The following is a 25,903-nucleotide window of genomic DNA, read 5'->3' as shown; positions in this document are numbered from 1 at the left end:
ACTATGATGATTATAGTGGGTTTTATTTTTCAAAATTATTATAATACCAAAGTCTTAGGTCTCCTTCAAGAGATTTTGGTTTTTTGGCAGGATCAAAAGGTTCTTCTCCACCATTGTCAATTACCTCCTGTGAATATCCCCTTTCTTTAAAAATTCTTTCTCGGTTCTTATTTGCCACAGATATAAAAATACCCCCCAAACCAAAAATTATTACTAAAAAAGAAAGTACATTTTTGTAACTAAACAAAAAATCACTGTTCAAAAATTTTTCTTTCTTCAAATAGAAATAATTTGGCAGCCAGATTATAAGCATAATAAGAAACAAATACAATTTAGGTATTAAATTATGATGATATCCTTTTAAATCTAAATAAAACAGGATAGAATAAAATGTTAACAACATTATTAAAGTTAAAACAAATGATGTTTTAATAAGTAATGTAAAATGATCATCTCTTTTTATCGTTTTATTAAAAATTTGATAGATCGAAAACGCCAAATAGTTATACAATTTCATACAATGTTTATTTTTAAACAAAAACCACTACAAAAGCAGTGGTTCACAATATTTAAAATTAAATAAAATTTAATCATTTTGTTGATTTCCCAGAAAAGCATCCCAACCTTGCGCCGTTAAAGCAACCAACTGATTAGAACCTCTCGCCACCATAAAATTACCGTCTTCTTTCTCTACAGCATGACCAATAATGGTGAAGTCCGGATGATTTTTAATCTTATCAAAATCGTTTGGAGAAATGGTAAATAGCAATTCATAATCTTCACCTCCACTCAAAGCGGCCATTACAGGATTCAAATTAAAATCATCTGCCGTAGCAATCGTAAGATTATCCATTGGAACTTTCTCTTCATACAATCTAAAACCTACTTTCGACTGATCTGAAAGATGCAGAATTTCCGAAGCTAAACCATCTGAAACATCAATCATAGACGTAGGTTTGATATCCAATTGCTCCAAAATTGCTTTTACATCAGTTCTTGCCTCAGGTTTTAGCTGTCTCTCCAGAATATAATCGTAGCCTTCCATTTCAGGCTGCATATTAGGATCGGCTAAGAAAACAGCATGTTCTCTTTCCAGGATCTGAAGTCCCATATAAGCTCCTCCCAAATCTCCTGTTACCACAAGAAGATCATTTGGTTTTGCACCGCTTCTCTTTACAATATTTTCTTCATTTTCCAACCCGATGGCCGTGATGCTCATCACAAGACCGGCATTCGAGCTTGTGGTATCGCCTCCTATCAAATCCACTTTATATCTTCCGCAAGCCGCTTGAATTCCGGCATACAGTTCTTCTAAAGCTTCTACCGGAAAACGATTAGAAACAGCCAGGGAAACCAAGATCTGAGTCGGCGTCGCATTCATCGCTGCAATATCACTAAGATTCACAACAACAGCTTTATATCCCAAATGCTTTAACGGGACATAGCCTAAATTAAAGTGTACCCCTTCTGCCAGAACATCTGTTGTAACAACAATTTTTTTATTTTCAGGATTGATAACTGCAGCATCATCTCCTACTCCAAGTTCCGAAGATGCATTGGATAAAGGAAAATGCTCTGTCAAGTGTTTTATTAATCCGAATTCTCCCAATTTGGAAATCGGTGTTAATTCCGGTGATTTATCTTCAAACATATTTTTAATTATAAGTAATGAGTAATTCGTAATGAGTAATATCTATTATTGAACTCAAAACACTAAACTTTAAACTAATTCTGCCGGATCAATATTATTCGGATGGAAAGGCAGTTTTTTGAAATCCTCTCTCGTCAGAACGACAGTTTCCGCAGATTTATATTTATTCATCGCTTCTACCACATCATCCGGCGGTGTTGTCATTTTTCTAAGCATCATGTCGATCCAGACTCCTGTTGCTTCCGCAGTAGCACAATGTTGTCCATCGGGAGTATAAAATTTGTGAAGGAATCTGTAAATAGATGAATCCTCTGAACACCCATCAATTTCAACACTTACAATCACGGTTTGGTCAGCATAAATCTCCTTGAAAAAAGAATATCTTTCATGCAAAATGACAGGTCCGATTCCCCATCTGCTCATTTGCGTTACGCCCATTTTTTCTTTGGTCATAAAGGCCATTCTTGCCTGAGCGCAATATTGAACATAAGATGAGTTGGCTAAATGTTTGTTGGCATCAAGATCACTCCAACGCACTTCGAATTTATGGTAAAAAATCATTTAAAAATCAGTTTTAGAATCATTAAATTATATTCTTCAAAATTACTCAAATAAGATGGTTTATAAAAATTGTAGTTTTGTAAAAATAATCTTGAGCATAAGATTAATAAAACTATGAAACGAATTATCATTATCGGAGGCGGTGCAGCAGGATTTTTCTGTGCAGCGAATCTTGACGAAACCCAATATAAAATTACCATTCTCGAACAAAACTCAGATGTCCTTCAGAAAGTAAAAGTTTCAGGAGGAGGAAGATGCAATGTAACCCATGCCTGTTTTGATCCAAGAGAACTTGTTCAGTTCTACCCTCGCGGAAATAAAGAATTACTAAGTGTTTTCACCAAATTTCAGCCGGGCGATACCATGGAATGGTTCGATCAACGAAAAGTTTCGTTGAAAATAGAAAATGACAACAGAATCTTCCCGGAAAGCAATTCTTCGCAGACTATTATCAATACTTTCCTGAATGAAACTCAGAAAAAAAATGTTGAAGTTAAAACAAAATGCTCCGTTAAAGAAATTGAAAAACAGGATGAAAAATACATCGTTAAAACCAGTTTAGGAGATTTCGAAACCGATTTTGTAATCTATACAACAGGCAGCTCACCCAAGTCGCTGAAAATGATAGAAAATTTAGGCCATAAAATTCTCGATCTGGTTCCGTCGCTTTTTACTTTTAATATTAAAGATTCTTTATTGAAAGATTTAGCCGGAACAAGTTTTGAAATGGCTGAAACCTCTATTCCTAAATTAAAAACACAGGAGAATGGTCCTTTATTGATTACACATTGGGGACTGTCGGGGCCGGCAATTTTGAAAATTTCAGCCTGGGAAGCGATTAATTTGGCGAAAGTGAAGTATAATTTCGAGATTGAAGTCAATTTTATTTCTAAAGATATCGATAATGCTGAAGAACTTTTCCAACAATTTAAACAGTCAAATCCAAAGAAAACGATTGGGCAGTCTAAAATTTTTGAAGTCACCAACAGGTTTTGGCAGAGAATTCTTGAAGTTTCCAATGTTGATCTGAATAAACAGGTTGCCCAAATTTCAGGAAAGGAAATGCAGAAAATCATTGAAAATTTATGTAAAAAGAAATTCAATGTAACCGGGAAATCGACTTTCAAAGATGAATTTGTAACCGCAGGAGGTGTTGATTTAAAGGAAATTAACTTTAAAAATATGTCTTCAAAAATTTTGCCTAACTTTTACGTTGCAGGAGAAGTACTGAATATTGATGCTGTAACCGGTGGATTTAATTTTCAGGCTTGCTGGAGTGAAGCGTGGCTGATTGCACAGGACTTAAATTTAAAATAAATTTAGTACTGTCATTCTGAATGAAACAAAGTGAAATGAAGAATCTCTATAAAACTTTAGATTCTTCCTTTGTCAGAAGGACCAAATAAATAATTTAGAAAAACACAAATTACAAAATGCTTTCAGTCAAAAAAAGTATTCCGAACATTTTTAAAATCCTTTTGATCTTAGGATTTGGATATTTCTTTTGGCTGATGCTTAAAATTACATTAGAATATATTCCTCTTAGAAAGGAGGTAAGTTTTTTGATGATCAAACAAACAGAAGTCATTGAAAGACCAGAATACTTATATTTTTTCTATACGCATGTTTACACAAGTATTTTTGTGCTGTTAAGCGGATTTTTAGCCATTCTCCGAAAAGATTTTGGCTTTAAAAATTTCCATAAAAACGTCGGAAAAATTTATATTTTTCTGATTTTACTTTTTGCGGCACCTTCAGGAATTTATATGGGAATTTTCGCGAATGGAGGAATCTATTCTAAAATTTCATTCATCATTTTGGGCTGCCTATGGTGGATTTCTACTTTTAAAGCTTATCAATTAGCCCGACAAAAAAACTTTAAAGCGCATAAACAATGGATGTGGCGCAGTTTTGCGTTAACCGTTTCTGCAATCACCCTGAGAATGTGGAAAGTAATTATTACATATTTATTTCATCCGAATCCAATGGATGTTTACCAAATCATTGCCTGGATGGGATGGATTCCCAACATTATCTTAATTGAATATTTAATCACAAAAAAATACATATAAAATCGCTTTATCTTTTATTGTAAGGCCAACATTTTATTCTGCGATTGCATATGACCACTAAAAATCAATAAAAAATCACATATGAAAATTTTAAAATTAACTTTAATTTCCTTGTTTACGCTAAGTTTGGTAAGCTGTAAAAAAGAAGCAAAAACAACGAATTCATCAAAAGACAGCCTTACTGCAAAGAAAGATTCAGCAGCTATTCCTGAAGTACATAAAGAGTATTACGGAATTTATATGGGTGATTTTGCCGGAAAAGAGATGATCATGCCGGAAACAGGAGAAGAGTATGAAGGCGATGTCTACAAGAAAATCTCTTTAAAAATCAATAGAATCACAAAAGACAGTGTTTACGGGCAAAGTATCGTCAGCGGAAACCAACGTCCTTTCCGCGGAGTTTTTAATGAAACTACCAAGTCATTTATTCTGGATGAACCCGGAAATAATAAAACGGATGGAAGATTTGAGGTTAAACTAAATAACGACAGTCTTACGGGAAAATGGAACGCTTTCAATAAATCAGCAGTGAAATCGCCTTTAAAAACGCTAAAACTGATTAAAAAAGAGTTTGTTTATAATCCCAACTTTATGCTGAATGAGGACAACGATTTGATTGACTGGGAAAACCCTAAAAATTTCGTTGAAAAATACACCGATGAAGAAACAGGGAGAACAGAAACTTATACTGCCTCAAAGAATAGAATTGCTTCCGATGCCGTTTTCAAAATCAATGCATCCAAGCAAAAATTAACGGAAAAAGATCTCAAAAACCTTAGAAAACTGGATATGGAAATCATCAAAAATTCCGTTTTTGCAAGACATGGATATGCTTTTAAAAAGCAGACCTACAGAAACTTCTTTGAACAGACCGACTGGTATATTCCGGTTTCAAACAATGTAGATCAGGATCTTTCTCCTATGGAAAAGGAAAATGTAGCATTATTGAACCGCTTTATCAAATATGCTGAGGATAAGTATGACAGCTTCGGAAGATAACTTCTGCCTATAATTTTAAGCCCCTTCGGCTTTGCTCAGGATGACAGACATTTCTACTACTCCTAAAAATGAAACGTATTATTTTTGGTGTCATCCTGAGCGAAGCCGAAGGATCTCACCAATTCTGAATTCAATCTATTTTTCCTTTAATTTAACAAAAGCATAAATCAATAAACACCCAACAGCATAGCACACAATATCAATCCACGAAAACGAATTTCCGATAACAATATACATGAAGCTCCCGGGTTGGAAACCTAATTTTTCTGCTACATTAAAATATTGGGCAAATTCAACACAACAGGAAAAAATAAGAATTCCGATAATCTGCTTTTCATTATTGGTAATGGTTAAAAAGCTTTTGATGAATGTATACAGAAGCATGACAACAATTACGTCTCCAAGGTAGGCTCTTACAAAAAAGATATCTTTTAACCAGGTCGCTATCAGTACCTCTACGAAAAAAATAATAATAGTTAACAGGAAATATTTCAGGTTGAATCTTAATTTCAATTTCATCATTTAAATCTTAAGTATAAAAAATCGGCATCCAACAGGAATGCCGATCTATGATTTCAAGTCACAAATATATTATTTCTTTACTTTCACCGTACATCCTATGGCAACGGTTTTTGTCATTTTTATCGGCTCATTTTTAAGCAAGGCATTTACCGCATCCTGAACATAATATTCTGAAACATCATTGGGATTTTCATAATTGTTGTCAATGGCACCGATATATTTCACGATATTTTTACCATTCTGTTTTTGAAGAAGGAAAACATGAGGCGTTTTTGTAGCTCCATATTGCGGAAAAATCTTTTGCCCTTCATCCAATAAATACGGAAAAGTAAATCCTTTTTGCTTTGCTCTTTCGATCATCTGTGCATATCCGTCTTCAGGCTGTACAGAAGGATCATTAGGATTGATCGCGATCACCGGATATCCTTGAGATTTATATTTCTTATCTAAAGCAATGATCCTGTCCTCATATTTTTTCGCATACGGACAGTGATTGCAGGTGAAAATAACAATAAATCCTTTTGCTGATTTAAAATCACTCAGAGAAACCATTTTCCCATCAACATTTTTCAGCTTAAAATCTGTTGCCTCATCTCCTACTTCGTATCCTTTTACAGAAGATTTATTTTCTTTTTGAGGTTCATGTTTACCATGATTTGTCGTGGTAAAACTTAGCAGTCCTATCCCGACAACAAAAGCCAGTATTAAGATTTTAAAATTCTTCATCCTATTTTAATTTAAATGTTTAGCAATTGTATTTTCCAGGTCTTCTTTCCTCATTTCTCCGTCATTGAAATGTACTTTTTCTCCATTTTTATAAAAGATCGTCACCGGAATATTTCCGTCCCAATTCTTTTCAAACAGGGGAATCCAGGTGTTCATTCTTTTAATATCATCCAGTAAAATTACCTCAGCGGTAATGTTTTTCTTTTTGATAAATTCTATCACCCGGTCTTTATCTTTTGCGCGGTCTAAAGACACAAGAAGCATCTTAAATTTAGGATTATCTTTAAACTTATTATTGACTTCCATAAAATGCGGAAGCTCTTTTACGCATGGAGCACAGGTCGTTGACCAAAAATTCAATACCAAAAAAATATCTTTTTCTTCTTTAATCTTTTTTTCCAGAAGCTCATACTGGATCATCGGAATCGTATTGATCACGACTTGTTCCTGTCCGTGATAAAAAGACGAGCCAAAAACAAAGATCATTAAACTCAAAATTTTCTTCATATTCAAAAGTAAGAAAATCAAAATTCCGTTTACAGAGATTTCCTGTTAAATTTTGTTAAGAACTTTGAGGATCTTTTAATTTTCTTTAAAAAGAATCACTATATTGAGAAGGATAATTATTTTTGTGAAAAATTATTGTATGAAAAAAAGGATATTATTGCTGATCACTTTGTGCATGGTTTCTCTTGTTTTTGCACAGGAAACCCCAGAAACAAAAACAACTCCGGCGCCCGCAACCATTGTCAATGTGGAATCACTTCCTCATTATGAAGAGCTGAAAAAAAGAATTAATCTTACAGGCGCAGTAATGACTGCCGATAAAGAACCTGAATTTCCCGGTGGAATGGCACTTTTCCGCAGAAAATTTGCTGAAAACATGGAGGTAATTTATGCAAAGGGCAAAAAAATAGATACCCGTGTTTACTTTATTGTTGAAAAAAACGGCTACATCAATAATATCGCTGCTATAAGCAATAATAAAGATCACGCCAAAGCAGCGGAAGCAGCTCTGAAGAAAATGCTCGTTCGCTGGAAACCCGCTTTAATAGCAGACAAACCGGTTCGTTATCTGTACAGTTTCCCACTTTCTTTGCAGAAGTATTAAAGTTTTAATCTAATGATGAGAAAAATAATATTGGGAACCTGCATTTTTTTGGGCTTCTTTTCTTTTGGGCAAGAACCTGTAAAAGGAACCGCAGAGCTGAACGAATTAGTTTTAAAAGAAAAAAATGGCAAAGTAAGAATGGATGACGAAAAGCCTGCTTTCTTCCCGTTAGGTTCAATAACATTACAAAATATGATAAGCAAGAACTTCAAAATGAAGAATGTTATTACCCATAATGCAGAACAAATAAGCTGTGACCTGACTTTTATTATTGACCGAGAGGGCTCCATGACAGAGATAAAAGCTATCGGAAGTAATGACAGTTTTAATAAAGAAGCTGAAAGAGCTATTTCGAAAATTAAACAAAAATGGTCTCCTGCTGAAATAAACGGACAAAAAGTTCGCTACAGATTCAAAATTCCTTTGTCGGTAAAATTTGATAAAAAAGCTGGAGATTAAAATGATTGGAGAATTACCCTCCGATCATTTTTTTTATTGAATTCAGCTTCATTAAAGCTTCTATTGGGGTCAATGTATTGATATCAATCTTCGTGAGTTCTTCCCTGATATTTTCCAGAACAGGATCATCTAACTGGAAGAAAGACAACTGCATATTTTCTTCAGTAACTCTTTTAATACTTTCCGAGGAGTTTCCCTGAGTACGGCTTGCTTCAAGGGTTTTCAGGATTTCATTGGCTCTGTTGACCACTTTTGCAGGCATTCCCGCCAGTTTCGCCACGTGAATACCAAAGCTATGTTCACTTCCGCCCGGAATCAGCTTTCTTAAGAAAATAATATTTCCTTTATTCTCCTGAATCGAAACGTGGAAATTTTTCACCCTTTCAAAGTTCACCGTCATTTCATTCAATTCATGATAATGCGTTGCAAATAATGTCTTTGCCTGCGTAGGATGCTGATGCAGGTATTCTGCAATGGCCCAAGCGATAGAAACCCCGTCATACGTAGAAGTTCCACGACCGATCTCGTCTAATAAAATTAAGCTTCGATCGGAAATATTATTTAAAATATTAGCCGCTTCATTCATTTCCACCATGAAAGTTGATTCTCCGGCTGAAATATTATCCGTCGCTCCTACCCTCGTAAAAATTTTATCTAAAACCCCGATTTCCGCATGTTTTGCCGGAACAAAGCTTCCGATCTGAGCCAGCAGGCAAACAATAGCTGTCTGACGAAGGATTGCCGATTTACCGGCCATGTTCGGTCCGGTCACCATGATAATCTGCTGAGAATCTTTATCTAAGAAAATATCGTTCGGAATGTATTTTTCACCTAAAGGAAGCGCGTTTTCAATAATCGGGTGTCTTGCTTCTTTTAAATCGATCGCAAAAGTTTCCGTTAAAACAGGCTTTGTATAGCTTTCAGAAACAGCTAGTTCCGATAGTCCAACGGCAACATCCAGCTGGGCGATGATATTTGAATTCTCCTGAATCTGATCGATATAAATCATCGTTTCGGCACAAACATTCCTGTACAGCTCATTTTCTAGCACTCCGATTTTCTCTTCGGCACCAAGAATCTGATTTTCGTATTCTTTTAATTCCTCTGTGATGTAACGTTCAGCGTTTACCAACGTCTGTTTTCTCAGCCAATCTCCCGGAACTTTATCTTTATGAGTATTTCGGACTTCAATATAGTATCCGAAAACATTATTAAAATCAATTTTAAGGCTTGAAATTCCTGTTCTTTCGATTTCTCTCTGACACATTTCATCCAGGAAACCTCGTCCTTTAGACTGAAGGCCTCTCAATCTGTCCAATTCCTCTGAAATTCCTTCTTTAATAACATTTCCTTTCGACAAATTCACAGGTAATTCTTCATTCAGATGATTTTGAAGACATTTTATCAGTTCATCCTGATCATACAAAGGTTCCAGCCAGGCCAGAACATCAGCATGCGGATGAAGCAATTCTTTAATTTTATGAATATTAATCAGGCTTTGGCGAAGATATCCCAATTCTTTGGGTGAAATTTTTTCTGCCGCCAGTTTTCCCATTAATCGGTCTAAATCGGAAATCGATTTTAAAAGTTGGGAAATGTCGTATTTAAGTTGATCATTTTCGTTCAGGAAATCAATTAAAGCAAGTCTTCTGTTGATTTCACCGACTGATTTTAAAGGTAAAATAATTCTTCGCCTCAGTAATCTCCCACCCATCGGAGTGGAGGTTTTATCAATAATATCCAGCAAAGATTTTCCCTGTGCGTTGCTTGGATAAACAATTTCAAGGTTTCTCAGGGTAAAATTATCCATCATCAGGTAATCTTCCTGAGGAATTACCTGAATTTTGGTGATATGCGCCAGTAAATTATGATGGGTATCTTCAACGAGATAGGCAAAAATGGCCCCTGCAGCTGTAATCGCCAACGGCTGATTTTCAACCCCAAAACCTTTTAACGAATTGGTCTTAAAATGATTGGTAAGTTTTTCGTAGGCAAAATTATATTGATAGGCCCAATCTTCAAGCTTGAAGGCATTTTTATTTTTAATCTGCTCCGGAATCTGAACACTTCTCTGGTAAATAATTTCGCTCGGATCAAACGTATTGACAATATGAAGCAGCTTTTCCAAATTCCCTTCACTCACCAAAAACTCTCCTGTAGAAATATCCACCAAAGCAATCCCGAATCTTTCCTTTTCTTTATGAAGAGAAAGCAGGAAATTATTCTTTTTTGAATTGAGAACCTGATCATTGAACGTAACTCCGGGAGTCACCAATTCTGTCACCCCTCTTTTTACAATTCCTTTGACCATTTTGGGATCTTCCAGCTGATCGCAGATTGCCACTCTCATTCCGGCTCTCACCAATTTTGGCAAGTAAGAATCTACCGAGTGATGCGGAAATCCGGCCAGTTCGATATGACCTTCTCCGTTGGCTCTTTTCGTTAAAACAATTCCTAAAATCTGAGACGTTCTCACCGCATCCTGCCCGAAAGTTTCGTAAAAATCTCCCACTCTGAATAGTAAAAGTGCATCAGGATATTTCGCCTTGATGGTATTGTACTGCGTCATTAACGGAGTTTCTTTCTTCGCTGCCTTTGCCATTAAAATCTGTCTTAAAAAATTAGGATGGTAAAAGTAAGAAATAAAATAGTAGAAGGAAAGCCCTGAATTAATTTAGTCTTTTTAATTTCATTATTAAATCTGATTCATTTTCATCATACACAGATTTTATTTTTTCAAGGGAAATAATTAAAAACTGATCAATTAATTTATCTTCATTAAAAAGTAATAAAACAACTCCAGAATTATTTTGGATTAGTTTTAAACTTATAAAGTTTTCTGGTTTAGTAACTTTTTGCATCGGTGGTTCGTTACAGTAATCCGCATCTCCAATAACAAATGCATCTTTTTTATAAAAATTCCAATTAATAATTTTGCAGTAATCTCTTTGAAAGCTCCGAGCATTTTTAAATTCTATTATCTTATCCTTAAAATATTTATCCTCTGAATTATCTGTAAACCATGGGTTAGAATCTGTAGAAATATTACCTTTCGTATTTTGTACCACAGTACTTTTGAAGACTTTCAAAATTTGTTTTTTGGATAATATTTTGATTTTTTGAGAAAATAGAGCATTTGAAAAACTTAGGAACATTCCAATTAAAAATATTCTAATAAATTGCATTTTAATTATTTAATTTGTTGTTTTAAAGCTTTTGAACTTTTTTCATAAGCCCATTTCTGTTTGTACTTCACCCATTTCGCTTTAAAAAGCTTTCGCATCAACTTATCGGTGTATCTCATAATGAAAACATGGTACAGCATATTGGCAAAAACATTCGGTTTATTCGGAAGGGCGCGAAGCGACATTGAGAACCCGGGTTCCAGATATCTGTTGAAATGCCAGAAAGCTCCCGGAATAAAAAGTGCGTCTCCATGTTCCATGAAAATTTCAAAACCTTTTGCATGCTTCAAAGCGGGAAATTTTTCATAATCAGGATTTTCATAATCAACATCGTAGATGGTGTGTACGGATAGCGGAACTTTATATAAAAAGGCAGACTGTTTCTGATCAAATAATAAAATTCTCTTCCTGCCTTCAAAATGAATATGTAGAAAGTCTCCCAGATCTACATCGTAATGCATTAAAACATGCGCCTCACTTCCACCGAAAAACAAGGTTGGAAGCCTTTTAAAGAACTTCATTCCCAGGTCCGGATACGTAAAGTTTTTCAATAATTCCGGAAGCCGGTCTGTAATGATATAAAAGAAAATTCTGAGATCCGAAGGTTTATTTTTTATGGTATCAATATAATCCTTCATTTTCATATGTGTAACAGGCGCATCTGAACTTTTGGCAGCATCTGCAGGCTTATTATCATATAAAGGAACTTCCTGTTCACCAGCTTTCTCGCGGATAAAATCAAAATTCCATTTATCAAAAGCATCCCATCGGCTCGCAAAATTTTTAATCAGAAGCGGTTTGTGCTTTTTGAAATAATTTTTCTGAAAATCTTCTTTACTAATATCTGTAACAACATCTACACTTTCGAGAATCATTTGGTGTGGTATTTTTAATGCGAAATAAAAATAGTGTTTTTTTGAAATGCAGGAAAATTTTAAGATTAATATTAGTTATCATTGTCTATATGTTGATTGATTTTACAGTCTTAAATAAGAGTTATAAAAATGAAAAAATTATATTTGTAAGAGCAACGAAGTTATGAGAGTTTACGACACCAAACATTTTCTAAAAATCCTTTTCAGCCTGCACAAGAGCGATACTTTGAAAATCCTTTTTCCAAGCATGATCATGGTAGGATTATATTCCTGGGGAATTGAATATTTAGAAGTCGAATACTTTCATCTTACTTCAAAATCAGGGATCAGTAACGTCGGGATGATTCATTCCTTACTTGGTTTTGTTCTTTCTTTACTGTTGGTTTTCAGAACCAATACAGCGTATGACAGATGGTGGGAAGGCCGGAAACTCTGGGGAAAACTCGTCAATGATTCCCGGAATTTTGCCATAAAAATCAATTCCATTCTTGAAAACGACAGAAAAGATGCAGAACAGATTGCAAGGTACTTAAAGTTTTTTCCTCATTTCTTAGCCAAGCATCTTTCTAAAGACTCTACGAGACTGGCCTTGGACGAAGACTATTCCGAGATTGAACAGTCCATAAAAAATCATGGTCCCAATGAAATCATCATTCTTTTGACCCATAAACTGAACCAGCTAAAAAAGGAAGGAAAAATATCTGATGTGGAAATGTTGTATCTGGATACGCAGCTTAGTGGCTTTTTAGAAGTTTGCGGAGGGTGCGAAAGAATTAAAAACACTCCTATTCCCTATTCGTATTCTTCTTTTGTCAAGAAGTTCATTATCCTGTATGTCATGGCATTACCGGTTGCCTACGTGATCAGTATTGGTCTTTTTATGATTCCTCTTACGGTGTTTGTTTATTATGTCTTGATGAGTTTAGAGATTATTGCTGAGGAAATTGAAGATCCTTTCAACAATGATGAGAATGATATCCCGATGGAGGCATTGGCACAAAATATTGAAAGAAACGTACATCAGATTATGGGATTAAAAAAACTTCCTTAGTCTTTGAAAACCGTGTTTGCTAAAAAACTGTTATTTTTGATTTTTAATCTCTACAAAATAATACATTGATACAAAAATTAAAACTGGAAGAACTCAACAGGATTGATGTGGAAACATTTAAAACCGTTGAAAAAATTCCTTTGGTCGTTGTTTTGGACAACATCAGAAGTATGCACAATGTAGGTGCTACCTTCAGAACTGCAGATGCTTTTCTTATCCAGAAGATTATTCTTTGCGGCATCACTCCGCAACCTCCTCACCGCGAAATTCACAAAGCAGCATTGGGCGCTACGGAAAGTGTTGACTGGAGTCATGAAAGCGATATCAATACAGCAATCAATGATTTAAAATCGCAGGGTTTTGAAATTGTAGGAATTGAGCAAACGACAAATAGCCAGATGATCACTGATTTTACCATTGATTCTTCAAAAAAATACGCTGTTATCCTGGGAAATGAAGTGGAAGGAATCAGTGATGAAGCCCTTCCGAATATTGATACTTTTCTGGAAATTCCCCAGTTGGGAACCAAGCATTCCTTAAATGTAAGTGTATGCGGAGGAATTGTAATGTGGGAGTTTGCAAAGGCCCTAAAATAAAAAAACTGCATGTGTCTAAAAGACAGTGCAGTTTGAAATAAATCTAATAAAAAGTAAAAATGAAAGGCGACAAAGATACTTCTTTTTCCCTTACAAACAAATTTTAACATCACTTTTCAAAAAAAATCGTTAAAAAAAAGCGATTTACAGAAAAAATTTAGTTTAATTTTTTATAAATTAGCACCATGTTTATTAAGGACTATATCTCAAAAGACTTTCCATGTTTTAGCCTGACTGATTCAATAGAAGCAGCTAGGGATTTATTAGAAGATTTTGGATATACTCATATTTTCATCAAAAAATCCCATCATTTTTACGGAGCCATTGCTATAGACTTTCTTTATGAAGAAGAAGAGGGTACTCTAAAAGACCTGGAACACCAGATAGAACGTTTTGCTATATCGGAAGACAACAATATCATGGACAGTATTCGTCTGTTTCATACTTTTAATACCAATGTGGTTCCTGTTATCAATAAAAATGAAAAATATTTAGGATATATAAGCTGTGATGATATTTTCCAGGATTTATCAAAATATCCGCTGTTTTCTGAAACGGGAGCGATCCTCACCATAGAAACTCCGGCGAGAAAATATTCCATGACAGAAATTGCCAATATTATAGAAAGTAATAATTCTAAATTTTACGGAGGATTTATCAGTTTTATGTCTGATGAAGTCATTCAGGTGACGATAAAAATCAGCAACGAAAATCTGGCCTCGATAGACGCCACATTCGATCGATATGATTACAGAATTGTGGAAAAATATTATTCGGACGAAAAATCGGATTTGTATAAAGACAGATTCGGATTCTTCCAAAAATTCATAGAAATCTAAGCATGAAAGCAGCCATATATTCTCAGAAGAAAGATCTTGACACCTTTTTATATCTCAGTAAATTTATTTCAGAGCTCGAAAGCAGAGGTGTAACATCTGTTCTCTATGACGAAATGGCTGAAGCCCTTCAGTTTTCAAAAATCTTTGAAACCTTTAATTCCAAACAGGATCTTCTGGAGAAAAAAGTGGATCTTTTTTTTACCTTCGGAGGAGATGGAACGATTGTAAATTCATTAACCTTCATTGAAGATTTAGAAATTCCGGTTGTAGGAGTAAATACCGGAAGACTTGGTTTTCTGGCAAGCTTTACGAAAGAAGAAGCGTTCAGAGAATTGGATGCTATCCTGAAAGGAGACATTAAGACCAGCCGAAGATCAGTAATTGAGGTGGTTTCTCCAGGCTTGGAAGAGGGCTTTTTCCCTTACGCATTAAATGATGTGACCGTTTCCCGAAAAGAAACGACATCCATGATCACCGTAGATTCCTATATCAATGATGAATTCCTGAACGTATTTTGGGGAGACGGGGTAATTGTTTCGACACCTACAGGTTCAACGGCCTATTCATTAAGCTGCGGCGGACCGATCATTTCTCCCAATAACGAAAATTTCGTCATCACCCCTATTGCCCCTCACAATCTTAATGTAAGACCTTTGGTGGTGAATGACAGAGTAGAAATCAAATTCCGAGTAGAAAGCAGAGTGCCACAATATTCTCTTTCTTTAGATTCAAGACTAATACATATAGAAACAGATAAGGAAATCATTATTAAAAAGGCATCTTTCCAGCTTCTTCTGGTGCAGCCCAACAATTTAAGTTTTTACGAAACCATCCGTCAAAAGCTACTTTGGGGCCGGGACAAAAGAAATTAGTTATTGAGCAAAAATGATTACCTTTACAGCAATTTTACAAGATCCTAATAATTTATATAAATAGTAAAACATGAGCAGAATTTTTCCGGCAGGAGTTGCCACAGGTCAATTAGTTACCGATATTTTTCAATATGCTAAAGAAAATAAATTTGCATTACCGGCAGTAAACGTAATTGGTTCTAGCAACATAAATGCAGTTCTGGAAACTGCAGCGAAATTAAACTCTCCTGTTATTATTCAGTTTTCAAATGGTGGAGCGGCTTACAACGCAGGAAAAGGATTAAACAATGACGGTCAGAAAGCAGCTATATTAGGTGCTATTGCAGGAGCAAAACATATCCATACCCTTGCTGAAGCTTACGGAGCTACAGTAATTCTTCATACAGACCACTGTGCAAAGAAACTATTGCCTTGGATTGATGGATTGATGGATGCTAACGAAGAATTCTATAAGCAGACAGGAAAATCCCTTTATTCTTCTCATATGCTGGATCTTTCTGAAGAGCCTTTAGAAGAAAACTTAGAAATTTCTGCTAAATATTTTGAAAGAATGGCTAAACTTCAGATGACTCTAGAAGTGGAGATCGGAGTTACAGGAGGAGAAGAAGATGGTGTTGACAACTCAGATGTTGACAACTCAAAACTATACACTCAGCCTGAAGATATCGCTTACACGTATGAAAAACTGAAGGCAATCTCTGACAACTTTACTATTGCAGCAGCATTTGGTAACGTACACGGAGTTTATAAGCCAGGAAACGTAGTGCTTACTCCGAAAATCCTTGACAACTCTCAGAAATATGTTCAGGAAAAATTCGGAACTGCAGCTAAGCCGGTGAACTTCGTATTCCACGGAGGTTCTGGTTCTACATTGGAAGAAATCAGAGAAGCGATCGACTATGGGGTAATCAAAATGAATATTGATACTGACCTTCAGTTTGCTTATACAGAAGGAATCAGAGATTATATGGTAAACAATATCGAGTATTTGAAAACTCAGATCGGAAACCCTGAAGGAGAAGAGAAACCAAATAAGAAGTTCTACGACCCTAGAGTTTGGATGAGAAAAGGTGAAGAAACTTTCTCTACAAGATTGGTTCAGGCATTTGAAGATTTAAACAACGTAAATACTTTAAAATAAAAATTTGCAAGAAGTAAAATGTATACTGTAAGAAGCAAGTTCAGCGCCTTCTCTTTTATACATTTTACTTTTTTCATTGTACATTAATATATTATAAAATGGCAGCATTCGACTGGTTTAAAAGAAAAGCAAAAAACATTACGACTTCTACTGATGAAAAAAAGGATGTTCCAAAAGGTCTTTGGCACCAAACTCCTTCAGGAAAAGTAGTTGAGCATGAAGAATTAAAAAGAAACAACTATGTTTCTCCAGAAGATGGTTTTCATGTAAGAATTGGAAGTGCAGAATTTTTTGATATCCTTTTTGATGAAGGTAAATTCACTGAGTTAGATGCTAACGTTGAAAGTATAGATATCCTTAACTTTAAAGATACAAAACCTTACGTAGACCGTCTGAAAGAAGTAAAAGCGAAAACAAAGCTTACTGACTCTATCAGAAACGCTGTAGGAACTGTAAAAGGAACTGAAATGGTAGTTTCTTGTATGGATTTTGCTTTTATCGGTGGATCTTTGGGTTCTGTAATGGGAGAAAAAATCAGAAGAGCGGTAGATTACTGTATTCAGCATAAACTTCCTTACATGATCATTTGTCAGTCAGGAGGTGCAAGAATGCAGGAAGCAACCTACTCTTTGATGCAGTTGGCAAAAGTGCAGGCTAAATTGGCTCAGCTTTCAGAAGCAGGACTTTTATACATTGCTTACCTTTGTGATCCTACTTTTGGAGGTATTACGGCTTCTTTTGCAATGACGGCGGATATTATCATGGCTGAACCGGGAGCTTTAATCGGTTTTGCAGGACCTAGAGTTATTCGTGAAACGATTGGTAGAGATCTACCGGAAGGATTCCAGACTTCTGAATTCCTACAGGAAAAAGGATTTGTGGATTTCATTGTGAAAAGAACTGAAATTCAGGATACAGTAGCTAAAACAGTAAATTTATTAGCAGTACGTGCTTAAAATTTGTAACAAAAATACAATCATCTCTCTCTAATTAAGGGAGAGATTTTTATTGATGAGAACTTTTAAAATATTTTTTGATACGATCCGGAGTATGAGTTTTAAAAAGATTTTACGTCTTTTGTCTCTTGTCCTTCCCCATCCTCTTTTTTCTTTATTAAGTTTTCATGCTACCATACAAGCGTATACCATTGCGCAGAAAAAATTCCCAAAAACAGCCTCTAATAATGGAATTGGAAATGCTTTCAGACATTCCCTTTGGTGTTGTTTTATCATGATGTATTGCTGTAAAATTTCTTCCCCCAAAAAAGCTCTGGAATTCTGCAAAAGAATGACTGATATGCATGAAGAGCTATTTCCAAACAAACCTTTAGAAACCAAAATGGACCTTCATAACAATAAAATCGGAATGGATTATTTTATGGAACTGCTTCCAGGAATTCACCGCCAGTTTTTTGAAAAAAGCTTTTTCATTGATGCACTGGAAAAGAAAATGAAGGATGCAAAAGTCTTAAAAAATTTGGATGATGATTTTGAAGGTTATTTGGTTTATCTTGATGAAAAATAGTTTCCTTCTATCATCTTAGTAACCACTGTCATTCTGAACGAAGTGAAGAATCTTACAAAAAGATTTCTCCTTCCTCGAAATGACAACTCGTCTCATTGACCTAAAATCCTTTCCTTTCTTTGTAATCTGAAGTTTTTTTGATAAGTTTAAACAATTTTAATTCAATCAAATGGTTCTCAGCAGAATTTGGTCGGCATTTATTATTGTTGCCATTGCCATTGCAAGTATAAAATACATTTCCTCAAGTCACTACAAAACTATTTTTAATGATATGGTTGTAGGAAAAGGAGGTGATACAGTACAGATTGCAACGCAGAAAATGAATACACTTTCTCCGATTGTCCGAGACAGTTTGATGAAAAAACCTGATTTTGCTGACAACAGAATCCATTATAAAACCGATTCGCTGAAACAGGATGTGAAAGTGTATCGTGTTCAGGAATCTGATGGTGTAATTGGAACCTCCGAAACTGCAGTAAAGATCTGCTTAGGACTGATCGGAATTATGACATTATTCATGGGATTCATGAGTATTGCTGAAAAAGCAGGCGGAATAAATCTTTTAAGCCGGTTAATACAGCCTTTTTTCTCAAAATTATTCCCGGAAATCCCTAAAAATCACCCTGCTTTCGGGCATATGCTGATGAATTTCAGCGCCAATCTTTTAGGTTTGGATAATGCAGCAACGCCTTTCGGCTTGAAAGCGATGGAAAGTCTTCAAACATTAAATCCGAATAAAGACACGGCAAGTAATTCCCAGATCATGTTTCTTTGCCTTCATGCGGGAGGAATGACGCTGATTCCGGTTTCTATTATTGCAATAAGAGCCTCTATGGGATCAAAAACACCAACAGATATTTTTCTTCCGTGTATGATCGCGACCTTTACAGCGACTTTAGCTGCAATGATCATTGTATCTTTATATCAGAAAATTAATCTATTAAGACCTGTTGTTCTTGCTTATGTTGGAGGAATTTCAGCTGTTATTGCTTTGCTGGTTTTATATTTGGTTCAATTGAGTAAAGATGAGCTGGATGATTTCAGCAAAGTATTAAGTAACGGATTAATTCTTTTCATTTTCCTTGCGATAGTTCTTGGAGCCGTTTATAAAAAAATCAATGTTTTTGATGCCTTTATTGAGGGGGCAAAGGAAGGTTTTACCACCTGTGTCAAAATTATCCCATACCTGGTCGGAATGTTGATCGCCATTTCCTTGTTAAGAACTTCCGGCGTTTTTGATGTTATTATCGACGGGATGAAATGGGTCGCCAATGCAGCCAACTTTGATCCCCGATTTGTAGACGGACTTCCGACTGCCTTAATTAAACCTTTATCAGGTTCCGGAGCAAGAGGAATGATGGTAGATACCATGGCGACTTTTGGAGCAGATAGCTTCCAGGGAAAATTAGCAGCCGTTCTTCAGGGAAGCTCAGATACGACGTTTTACGTGATTGCGGTTTATTTTGGAGCAGTAGCCGTAAAGAACACAAGATACACGGTAATTGCCATGCTTTTGGCGGATTTGGTGGGTGTAATTACTTCTATTGCGTTGGCTTATCTTTTCTTTGCATAATATAATGACGGAAAACAAACCTAATATCTTTGAAAAATCAACAGAAGTGATTGGAGGATTTCAAATCTTTCTTTCTCCTCTTTTGATAGGGATTTTAATTGCAGCTATCATTTATTTTCCAAATCCTAATACCTTCACCTTAATTATTTCAGTTGTGGTTGTTATCTTAGGAATTATTATTGGATTATTATTAGCTTTAAGAATTTATAAAAGTAAAGAAGGGACTATAAATTTCATTTCTAAAACAACTTCTACTCCTGAAATCGAAGAAACAACAGAAAAAAATCAAAACAATGATTACAGATAAAGAATTCACATTACGATTAATACGTCAGTTAACTCAAGCATTGGAAAAGCTGATTCTGGATAAACCTGAAGAAAGTTTAATGCAGAAAGAATTGGATTTCGAAACTTTGATGAGGGATATTTTCAAGTTTGATTTCACTACTCTTTCGTCAAAAACAAAAGAAGAAATTATCGAGATCGTCAACGAAAGACAAGAAAGAGATCACAAAGATTATTATGAAATGTTGGGAAATCTTTTCTATTTTAATGGAAAAGCAACTGGAAATAAAGACTTTTTAGACAAGGCAAAAACCTTCTATGAGCTGTATCTTCAAACCAGCGGAATTTTTGCTTTACCCGTTATCAACAGAATTAATGAACTGAAAAATTAAAAGCTTATCAAATCCGGGATTTTAAGACCTGATAAGTTTCTGAATCTCTTTTTGATATTTTTTGTTGCGTTGTCTGGTTTTATATACCATCCAAAAGAAGAATCCGAAAATGATTGAGCCTAATGCAATAGAAGCTCCGATATAATAATTGTAATCGGTTATTATTTCCTTACTTTTTTTCTTTGCTTCAATATTGTGGATATCAATGGCTCTGTCAACAGAGCTTAGTTCGCTCTGTTCCCTTTTCAGGCGGGCTTCAAAATATTTTTTGTTGTATATTTTATATAAATTTTGTTTTCCCATGGCCAGATGATTATCCGCCATTTCTTTATAAATACCCTCATTAAGGGTAAGATCTCCGACATCTTTGCTTAAATTTTCCGCTTTGTCCAACAATTCTAGCGCAGTTTGGTTCTGATGCTTCAGTTTATTCATTTCCGCAAGTCCTTTTAAAGCAAAGGCTTCTAAGCTTTTCGCTTTGATGGAACTGGCAAACTCCATAGACTTTCCAAAAGCAAACTCCGCATTATTTAATTGATTAAGTGCAAGATAACAGTATCCTATGTTATAATAGATGATGCTTTGGTTATAGTACGTTTGTTTTTCTTCTTTTACTTTTTCAAAATTTTTAATAGCAATTAAAAACTCCTGAAGGGCGATCTCAGGATTAGACTGACTTTTATAGATCATTCCGCGTAAAGCATAGCTTCTTGCGGTTTCAAAATATTTAAAAGAAAGTCCTTCGGGGAGCTTTTTTAAATATTCGTCGGCTTCATCCAGCGTTTCAAGACTTTTACTTAAAAGTTCCATTTGCTGAAATTGAAGTGCTATGGAAATCAGCACGGTAATCCTGAGTTTCTGATCATTAGTTTTCTGACCTAATTCCCTTGCCTTCAGGATATAATTCAGAGATTCATCAAAATTCCGTTTTGCAATTCCGGCAGTAGACAGCATCAGATAAATCCTGATGATTTTATCCTGATCTTTTTCTGTCTGAAGCAGCTTCTTGCCTATACTGATCGCTTTATCGGGATTATTGTAAACTTCCCGGTTTGCTTTTTTAAGCAACGAATCATCAGGAATCTTCTGCCCGAAAACAGGAAACTGCCAGCATAAAGCAATACACAAAAGAATATATCCCATTACTTTCATGCCTTTTTATTTTTTAAGATTTCCTGAATATAGGTATTAGGAGACATTCCCGTTACCGATTTAAATACATTCGTAAATGCACCGTGTGAAGAAAATCCGGAATATTCTGCAAGATAACTTACTTTATAGTTGAGATATGCAGGATCCGTTTTTAACTGATGAGCAATATGATTAATTCTCAATTCATTAATATATCCATTGAAATTCTTTCCTTTAATACTGTTAATGACCTCGGAAAGGTATTTTGTATTGATTCCCGTTTGCGCCGAAAGCATGGCAATCGACATATTTTTATTCAAAAAGTTATCTGATTGCTCCCATTCCATTAATTTGCCAAGGATTTCGTCTTCTTTTTCCTTGGAAACCTTCAGTAAATCTTTTTCTGTTGTTTTATTTTCTTTTCCGGTTTCGGTTTTCTGCTTATTTGCTTGAGCCAGCATAAAAGCCTCCCTTTCTTTTTGTTTTTCAAAAAAGCTTAGCTGCTTTTTTAAATCCTTGCTTCTTCCCGATTCATAGAACAAATACACCATTATACCTGCAACAAAAAACAAAATAAGAATAGAAATATTCCTTAATTGCCCTAATTTATGTTGCTTCTGAAATTCCATATTGTTGTTCTGGTAGGTTTCCACAAGCTTTACAATATACTGTATCCCTTCTTTTTTATTAGTATCTAATTTGGTTTTCAGGTCAGCATAAAGACTGTTATAATGGTAATACTTTTCATCATTACGAAGTGCCAGATAATTTTTTGTCAGCAACTCATAGAAGATCATCTTCATGTCATAATAAGGCAGATTATCAATTTCCAGAAGTCCTTTTTCTAAACAGGCAATAGCTGTACTGTAATCTTCTTTCAGGAAAAAATATCTTGATAGCGTTTCATAGGCAAAAGCCGTCAGAAAAGTACTATTCCCATGTTTACTGATATCACGCATGACTTCATCCAGCACCTTTTTGGCTTCCTCCAGCTTATTCTGTCTTAATAAAAAATTGGAACGAAAGATGATATTTTCCTGCTTAATGATCGTATTTTCTGTATTCTCGTTATTAAGGTACTGATTACTTTTATCCAGATTTTGCAACGCAATGTCATAGTTTCTGGTAATCCCGAAATTAATCGCCTGAAGCTGATAGAGTTTTCCCAAAGTCATCCTCACGTGTACATTTGTACTTTTCAACAGTTCCCTATCTGAAAGAATACCTTTAATAATATTCCTCGACTGGTTATACAACCCTAAATTCTGATACTGATCCGCAAGATTATATTCCCCGAATAGCTGGGCAAAATAAGATAGTTTTTCATTTTTGCCATCATCCTCTTTTTGATTGGAGATATTTACGGCCTGTACATAATTTCCCTGTAAAGCATAAGCCTGGGAAATAATTTTTCTTAAAATAATCTTATGTTCGGCATTTTTATCACTGATTAAAAGACTCTGCGAATAGCTGATACAATCTTCAGGATTTTGATATAATTTTTGAAAAGCTTTATCCGTCAAAATACCAAAATTATGAGCGGATTGAGCATTCATGAAAATTGGGTAAAGCAATACAAGAAATAATATCAGTATATTATTTCGTTCCGTTTTTTTTGAGGTACACTTTACTTTTTTGCTCATTTTCCCAAACAAATACATCCTCTGTATTTCTAAAAGCAATTTAAACAAAACACTGAAAAACAGTAGTTTATTTTTTCAATTCTTGCAAATTCATTGAATTATGCAAGCCCAATCCTTTATAAAAAACAAATATAACTCTAATATTGTTCAAAGCCTAAAGATGCTAAAAAACATTAAAGATATTGGGTTTTTCAGGAGAAATAATTACAAAAAAAGGAAGCATTATCAATACAATTTGAGATTTAAATAAATGGCAATTAAGGCTCCTAAATCTTAAAACAAACTGAAAATTTTCTTGAAACTCCCATTGAAAATAATTTTCGAAATAACAGTTACTAACGATAAAACAAAAATATATGAGAAAGCACTATCTATTATGGATGATTTTATTTTTTCCGTTTTTCAAATTGAGTGCACAAACCTATTGTACACCCACCACAGGAACATCCACCTCCTATTATCTGGCCAATGCCGTTTTTTCTGACCAGGGAGCATTTTATTATAATGCTACCTCGTTTCAGGCCTATGTCAATAATTCATCCAGCCAAATGGTAACCTCTTATCCCGGAGGGACCGTAAAAGTACATCTTGACTTCGCAGGAAGCGGAACCAAGTCACTGGTCTGGGTAGACTGGAATAACAACGGAGATTTTAATGATTTCTACGAAAACCCTATAGGAACATCCAGTTATTCAGTTGTGGATGATCAGTTTTTTGTTCCGCCGACTCAGGCACCGGGAATTTATAGGATAAGGGTACAGACCGGTACTAGCCTTTCTGCTTCTACCAATCCTTGCGGACCGAATACCAACGGTAATTTTGTAGATTTCAGCTTAAAAATTGATCCTACACCTACGTGCTACGTTCCTACAGCTGTTACGGCAACAAATATTACCAACTCATCCGCTACTATTTCGTGGACGGCTCCAGCTACAGCTCCGGGAAGCGGTTACGAATATTATTACACATCTTCTACCACCGTTCCTACAGCTTCTACCCCAGCATCAGGACCAAGCACAAACACTTCTGCACCCATCAGCGGTCTTAGTGCTTTTACCACTTATTATGTGTATGTAAGATCTGTATGCAGCAGCACCAACAAAAGCGCATGGTCTTTAAGAGGAGTATTTAAAACCAAATGTGATCCTATGACTTCCATGTTTGAAAATTTTGAAAATGCGGTTACCGGACCATATAGTGCAGATTGCTGGGATAGAATTATTTTAGGAACAGGTTATCAGCAGATTTCTTCAGGATCAGGAGTTAATAATTCCAGAGCAATGTATCAAAGCGTAAGTAGTGCCGCCAATACCGTTATTGCAGTTCTTCCGGCGTTCAGCAATGTAAATGCAGGAACAAACTGGATCCGGCTTAAAGCAAGAACGAGCAGCGGAACCGGGACATTAGACATTGGCTATCTAACCAATGATGCGGATGCTTCAACTTTTGTCACTATTCAGTCATTGGCGTTCAGCAATACAGTCTATGACGGATATGAATATACTGTAGTGATTCCGAACACCGTTCCTGCTAATGCAAGACTCGCTATCCGAAATTCAGGGGTAACTACTACTAATATCTATTGGGACGAAGTATATTGGGAGCCTAAAGCGACATGTTTAGCTCCATCCAATGTTGTGTTATCTAATGTTACCAGTGGATCTGTTGACATTGGCTGGACAGCCTCTCCGTCTGCTCCTGTATCTGGATATGATATTTATTACAGCACAAGCAGCACTCCTCCTACTTCTTCTACACCACCCAATGTCACAGGAGTAACAGCAAATCCTTATACTCTAACGAATCTGAATTCAGCAACCACCTATTATATCTGGGTAAGAGCAAGATGCAGTGGAACAGATCAAAGTGCATGGACGAATATTGCTTCAGTATTAACACTTTGTGCTCCTAAAACTTCTCTTTTTGAGAATTTCGATACTTATAATACAGGATTGCTTAACAGCAATGCTCCATGCTGGGGAAGAATCGTAACCGGAATTGCGTCCTGTAACATCAATGGAACAGGAGCCTACTCAGGAACCAGACATGTTCAACAAAGGTCAGTCTCTGCCGGAGATATTTCTATTGCCATACTTCCTGAGCTAAGCAATGTAAATGCCGGAACCCATTCTTTATCATTTAAAGCCTATTGCGCAGTCAATACCGGGAAATTAGATGTGGGATATTTAACAAATCCGGCCGATACCAATACTTTTACCTTAATTCAACAATTGAATATTACCAATACCTCTTATACTCCTACTACCGGAACCAGCGATTATACTGTTGCTATTCCGAGCACTGTTCCGGCAGGAGCAAGGTTAGCTATTCGAAATACGTATGCAACTTCCGGGAATGCAATGTATTATTGGGATGATATTTCCTGGGCTCCTACAGTTTCTTTAGGCGTGAATGAAGTGGCAACAAAACGTGATGTAGTTATCTATCCTAATCCGTTCACAGATACTATTACCATTTCGGGAGATGTACAATTGCAATCTGTTTCTGTATATGATGCTTCAGGTAAAATGGTGAAGGAAATAAATTCTCCTGAAAAAACAGTTTCATTACACAGTCTTAACTCTGGAGCATACCTGATAAAGTTAACCATGAAAAACGGTAGTTCTCAGACGATAAAAGCAATAAAAAAATAGAGTAGTATGTGTCTCTGTCATACAAAGCGGTGAGTATTTCG

The 25,903-nt window shown here is 35.5% G+C and carries 27 protein-coding genes; 16 read left to right on the top strand and 11 right to left on the bottom strand.

The annotated features are described in order from the left end of the window. Positions 1–22 precede the first annotated feature (22 nt). The 3 genes from P0Y62_13820 to P0Y62_13810 form a co-directional block, all read right to left on the bottom strand. Positions 23–280 carry a hypothetical protein gene (locus P0Y62_13820; GenBank protein ID WEK68919.1) on the bottom strand — a complete coding sequence of 86 codons (258 nt, stop codon included), beginning with the start codon at positions 278–280 and terminating at the stop codon, positions 23–25. A 306-nt stretch (positions 281–586) separates the two neighbouring features. Next, positions 587–1,651, bottom strand: coding sequence for a thiamine-phosphate kinase (gene thiL, locus P0Y62_13815; GenBank protein ID WEK68918.1), 1,065 nt, complete (start codon positions 1,649–1,651; stop codon positions 587–589). 69 nt (positions 1,652–1,720) lie between these two features. Then, positions 1,721–2,212: an acyl-CoA thioesterase gene (locus tag P0Y62_13810; GenBank protein WEK68917.1), complete on the bottom strand. Its 492-nt coding sequence runs from the start codon at positions 2,210–2,212 to the stop codon at positions 1,721–1,723. A gap of 114 nt (positions 2,213–2,326) precedes the next feature. Between P0Y62_13810 and P0Y62_13805 the strand changes: the two genes are divergently transcribed. The 3 genes from P0Y62_13805 (at position 2,327) to P0Y62_13795 (ending at position 5,283) form a co-directional block, all read left to right on the top strand. After that, positions 2,327–3,529, top strand: coding sequence for an NAD(P)/FAD-dependent oxidoreductase (locus tag P0Y62_13805; GenBank protein WEK68916.1), 1,203 nt, complete (start codon positions 2,327–2,329; stop codon positions 3,527–3,529). A gap of 116 nt (positions 3,530–3,645) precedes the next feature. Next, positions 3,646–4,284, top strand: coding sequence for a DUF2306 domain-containing protein (locus tag P0Y62_13800; protein WEK68915.1), 639 nt, complete (start codon positions 3,646–3,648; stop codon positions 4,282–4,284). Positions 4,285–4,365: 81 nt separating this feature from the next. Then, a complete protein-coding gene (locus P0Y62_13795) occupies positions 4,366–5,283 on the top strand; it encodes a YARHG domain-containing protein (GenBank protein ID WEK68914.1) in 918 nt (305 codons plus the stop codon). A 135-nt stretch (positions 5,284–5,418) separates the two neighbouring features. Here P0Y62_13795 and P0Y62_13790 read toward each other — a convergent pair whose 3' ends face one another. The 3 genes from P0Y62_13790 to P0Y62_13780 form a co-directional block, all read right to left on the bottom strand. After that, entirely contained in the window at positions 5,419–5,802 is a 384-nt protein-coding gene (locus P0Y62_13790) for a DUF2809 domain-containing protein (protein ID WEK71811.1), read from the bottom strand. Between the two features lie 72 nt (positions 5,803–5,874). Then, on the bottom strand, positions 5,875–6,531 hold the full coding sequence (locus P0Y62_13785; GenBank protein ID WEK68913.1) for a redoxin domain-containing protein: 657 nt from the start codon (positions 6,529–6,531) through the stop codon (positions 5,875–5,877). 6 nt (positions 6,532–6,537) lie between these two features. Next, on the bottom strand, positions 6,538–7,038 hold the full coding sequence (locus tag P0Y62_13780; protein ID WEK68912.1) for a TlpA disulfide reductase family protein: 501 nt from the start codon (positions 7,036–7,038) through the stop codon (positions 6,538–6,540). A gap of 139 nt (positions 7,039–7,177) precedes the next feature. On the opposite strand from P0Y62_13780, the gene P0Y62_13775 reads away from it, so the two are divergent. Together P0Y62_13775 and P0Y62_13770 are read left to right on the top strand one after the other, a co-directional pair. Beyond that, positions 7,178–7,642, top strand: a complete 465-nt coding sequence (locus P0Y62_13775) for a hypothetical protein (GenBank protein ID WEK68911.1) — start codon at positions 7,178–7,180, stop codon at positions 7,640–7,642. 12 nt (positions 7,643–7,654) lie between these two features. Next, positions 7,655–8,101, top strand: a complete 447-nt coding sequence (locus P0Y62_13770) for an energy transducer TonB (protein WEK68910.1) — start codon at positions 7,655–7,657, stop codon at positions 8,099–8,101. 13 nt (positions 8,102–8,114) lie between these two features. Here the strand turns inward: P0Y62_13770 and mutS are convergent, their stop codons facing one another. The 3 genes from mutS to P0Y62_13755 form a co-directional block, all read right to left on the bottom strand. Further along, positions 8,115–10,703, bottom strand: coding sequence for a DNA mismatch repair protein MutS (mutS, locus tag P0Y62_13765; GenBank protein ID WEK68909.1), 2,589 nt, complete (start codon positions 10,701–10,703; stop codon positions 8,115–8,117). Positions 10,704–10,770: 67 nt separating this feature from the next. Then, complete coding sequence (locus P0Y62_13760) at positions 10,771–11,286, bottom strand: hypothetical protein (protein WEK68908.1); 516 nt, start codon at positions 11,284–11,286, stop codon at positions 10,771–10,773. A gap of 5 nt (positions 11,287–11,291) precedes the next feature. Next, a complete protein-coding gene (locus P0Y62_13755; protein WEK68907.1) occupies positions 11,292–12,161 on the bottom strand; it encodes a cupin-like domain-containing protein in 870 nt (289 codons plus the stop codon). Positions 12,162–12,324: 163 nt separating this feature from the next. On the opposite strand from P0Y62_13755, the gene P0Y62_13750 reads away from it, so the two are divergent. From P0Y62_13750 to P0Y62_13705, 10 genes are all read left to right on the top strand, one after another. Then, complete coding sequence (locus P0Y62_13750; protein WEK68906.1) at positions 12,325–13,212, top strand: bestrophin family ion channel; 888 nt, start codon at positions 12,325–12,327, stop codon at positions 13,210–13,212. Positions 13,213–13,277: 65 nt separating this feature from the next. Continuing rightward, positions 13,278–13,808 carry an RNA methyltransferase gene (locus P0Y62_13745; protein WEK68905.1) on the top strand — a complete coding sequence of 177 codons (531 nt, stop codon included), beginning with the start codon at positions 13,278–13,280 and terminating at the stop codon, positions 13,806–13,808. Positions 13,809–13,993: 185 nt separating this feature from the next. After that, entirely contained in the window at positions 13,994–14,647 is a 654-nt protein-coding gene (locus P0Y62_13740) for a CBS domain-containing protein (GenBank protein WEK68904.1), read from the top strand. Between the two features lie 2 nt (positions 14,648–14,649). After that, a complete protein-coding gene (locus P0Y62_13735; protein WEK68903.1) occupies positions 14,650–15,519 on the top strand; it encodes an NAD kinase in 870 nt (289 codons plus the stop codon). 70 nt (positions 15,520–15,589) lie between these two features. After that, entirely contained in the window at positions 15,590–16,660 is a 1,071-nt protein-coding gene (gene fbaA / locus P0Y62_13730) for a class II fructose-bisphosphate aldolase (GenBank protein ID WEK68902.1), read from the top strand. Positions 16,661–16,758: 98 nt separating this feature from the next. Then, positions 16,759–17,616, top strand: coding sequence for an acetyl-CoA carboxylase, carboxyltransferase subunit beta (gene accD, locus P0Y62_13725; GenBank protein ID WEK68901.1), 858 nt, complete (start codon positions 16,759–16,761; stop codon positions 17,614–17,616). A gap of 55 nt (positions 17,617–17,671) precedes the next feature. After that, positions 17,672–18,184, top strand: coding sequence for a hypothetical protein (locus tag P0Y62_13720; protein WEK68900.1), 513 nt, complete (start codon positions 17,672–17,674; stop codon positions 18,182–18,184). Between the two features lie 169 nt (positions 18,185–18,353). Further along, complete coding sequence (locus P0Y62_13715; GenBank protein WEK68899.1) at positions 18,354–19,757, top strand: nucleoside recognition domain-containing protein; 1,404 nt, start codon at positions 18,354–18,356, stop codon at positions 19,755–19,757. Between the two features lie 4 nt (positions 19,758–19,761). Further along, complete coding sequence (locus tag P0Y62_13710; protein WEK68898.1) at positions 19,762–20,064, top strand: hypothetical protein; 303 nt, start codon at positions 19,762–19,764, stop codon at positions 20,062–20,064. Further along, positions 20,051–20,434, top strand: coding sequence for a hypothetical protein (locus P0Y62_13705; GenBank protein WEK68897.1), 384 nt, complete (start codon positions 20,051–20,053; stop codon positions 20,432–20,434). The genes P0Y62_13710 and P0Y62_13705 overlap by 14 nt, the downstream gene beginning before the upstream one ends. Positions 20,435–20,455: 21 nt before the next feature. Here the strand turns inward: P0Y62_13705 and P0Y62_13700 are convergent, their stop codons facing one another. Together P0Y62_13700 and P0Y62_13695 are read right to left on the bottom strand one after the other, a co-directional pair. Continuing rightward, complete coding sequence (locus tag P0Y62_13700; GenBank protein ID WEK68896.1) at positions 20,456–21,586, bottom strand: hypothetical protein; 1,131 nt, start codon at positions 21,584–21,586, stop codon at positions 20,456–20,458. Then, a complete protein-coding gene (locus P0Y62_13695; GenBank protein WEK68895.1) occupies positions 21,583–23,121 on the bottom strand; it encodes an AraC family transcriptional regulator in 1,539 nt (512 codons plus the stop codon). The genes P0Y62_13700 and P0Y62_13695 overlap by 4 nt, the downstream gene beginning before the upstream one ends. Before the next feature lie 443 nt (positions 23,122–23,564). On the opposite strand from P0Y62_13695, the gene P0Y62_13690 reads away from it, so the two are divergent. Further along, positions 23,565–25,862 carry a fibronectin type III domain-containing protein gene (locus P0Y62_13690; protein ID WEK68894.1) on the top strand — a complete coding sequence of 766 codons (2,298 nt, stop codon included), beginning with the start codon at positions 23,565–23,567 and terminating at the stop codon, positions 25,860–25,862. The last annotated feature ends 41 nt before the right edge of the window (positions 25,863–25,903 follow it).

Source organism: Candidatus Chryseobacterium colombiense (assembly GCA_029203185.1).
GTDB lineage: Bacteria > Bacteroidota > Bacteroidia > Flavobacteriales > Weeksellaceae > Chryseobacterium > Chryseobacterium colombiense.
Note: the sequence above shows the minus strand (reverse complement) of the source record. Positions and strands in the feature narration are given on the sequence as shown.

What these genes read in the sequence shown, in the direction of transcription:
- thiL (WEK68918.1), bottom strand. Translation starts at nt 1,651, where the DNA reads ATGTTTGAAGATAAATCACCGGAATTAACACCGATTTCCAAATTGGGA.
- P0Y62_13810 (WEK68917.1), bottom strand. Translation starts at nt 2,212, where the DNA reads ATGATTTTTTACCATAAATTCGAAGTGCGTTGGAGTGATCTTGATGCC.
- P0Y62_13805 (WEK68916.1), top strand. Translation starts at nt 2,327, where the DNA reads ATGAAACGAATTATCATTATCGGAGGCGGTGCAGCAGGATTTTTCTGT.
- P0Y62_13800 (WEK68915.1), top strand. Translation starts at nt 3,646, where the DNA reads ATGCTTTCAGTCAAAAAAAGTATTCCGAACATTTTTAAAATCCTTTTG.
- P0Y62_13795 (WEK68914.1), top strand. Translation starts at nt 4,366, where the DNA reads ATGAAAATTTTAAAATTAACTTTAATTTCCTTGTTTACGCTAAGTTTG.
- P0Y62_13790 (WEK71811.1), bottom strand. Translation starts at nt 5,802, where the DNA reads ATGAAATTGAAATTAAGATTCAACCTGAAATATTTCCTGTTAACTATT.
- P0Y62_13785 (WEK68913.1), bottom strand. Translation starts at nt 6,531, where the DNA reads ATGAAGAATTTTAAAATCTTAATACTGGCTTTTGTTGTCGGGATAGGA.
- P0Y62_13780 (WEK68912.1), bottom strand. Translation starts at nt 7,038, where the DNA reads ATGAAGAAAATTTTGAGTTTAATGATCTTTGTTTTTGGCTCGTCTTTT.
- P0Y62_13775 (WEK68911.1), top strand. Translation starts at nt 7,178, where the DNA reads ATGAAAAAAAGGATATTATTGCTGATCACTTTGTGCATGGTTTCTCTT.
- P0Y62_13770 (WEK68910.1), top strand. Translation starts at nt 7,655, where the DNA reads ATGATGAGAAAAATAATATTGGGAACCTGCATTTTTTTGGGCTTCTTT.
- mutS (WEK68909.1), bottom strand. Translation starts at nt 10,703, where the DNA reads ATGGCAAAGGCAGCGAAGAAAGAAACTCCGTTAATGACGCAGTACAAT.
- P0Y62_13760 (WEK68908.1), bottom strand. Translation starts at nt 11,286, where the DNA reads ATGCAATTTATTAGAATATTTTTAATTGGAATGTTCCTAAGTTTTTCA.
- P0Y62_13755 (WEK68907.1), bottom strand. Translation starts at nt 12,161, where the DNA reads ATGATTCTCGAAAGTGTAGATGTTGTTACAGATATTAGTAAAGAAGAT.
- P0Y62_13750 (WEK68906.1), top strand. Translation starts at nt 12,325, where the DNA reads ATGAGAGTTTACGACACCAAACATTTTCTAAAAATCCTTTTCAGCCTG.
- P0Y62_13740 (WEK68904.1), top strand. Translation starts at nt 13,994, where the DNA reads ATGTTTATTAAGGACTATATCTCAAAAGACTTTCCATGTTTTAGCCTG.
- P0Y62_13735 (WEK68903.1), top strand. Translation starts at nt 14,650, where the DNA reads ATGAAAGCAGCCATATATTCTCAGAAGAAAGATCTTGACACCTTTTTA.
- fbaA (WEK68902.1), top strand. Translation starts at nt 15,590, where the DNA reads ATGAGCAGAATTTTTCCGGCAGGAGTTGCCACAGGTCAATTAGTTACC.
- accD (WEK68901.1), top strand. Translation starts at nt 16,759, where the DNA reads ATGGCAGCATTCGACTGGTTTAAAAGAAAAGCAAAAAACATTACGACT.
- P0Y62_13720 (WEK68900.1), top strand. Translation starts at nt 17,672, where the DNA reads ATGAGAACTTTTAAAATATTTTTTGATACGATCCGGAGTATGAGTTTT.
- P0Y62_13715 (WEK68899.1), top strand. Translation starts at nt 18,354, where the DNA reads ATGGTTCTCAGCAGAATTTGGTCGGCATTTATTATTGTTGCCATTGCC.
- P0Y62_13710 (WEK68898.1), top strand. Translation starts at nt 19,762, where the DNA reads ATGACGGAAAACAAACCTAATATCTTTGAAAAATCAACAGAAGTGATT.
- P0Y62_13705 (WEK68897.1), top strand. Translation starts at nt 20,051, where the DNA reads ATGATTACAGATAAAGAATTCACATTACGATTAATACGTCAGTTAACT.
- P0Y62_13700 (WEK68896.1), bottom strand. Translation starts at nt 21,586, where the DNA reads ATGAAAGTAATGGGATATATTCTTTTGTGTATTGCTTTATGCTGGCAG.
- P0Y62_13695 (WEK68895.1), bottom strand. Translation starts at nt 23,121, where the DNA reads ATGAATGCTCAATCCGCTCATAATTTTGGTATTTTGACGGATAAAGCT.
- P0Y62_13690 (WEK68894.1), top strand. Translation starts at nt 23,565, where the DNA reads ATGAGAAAGCACTATCTATTATGGATGATTTTATTTTTTCCGTTTTTC.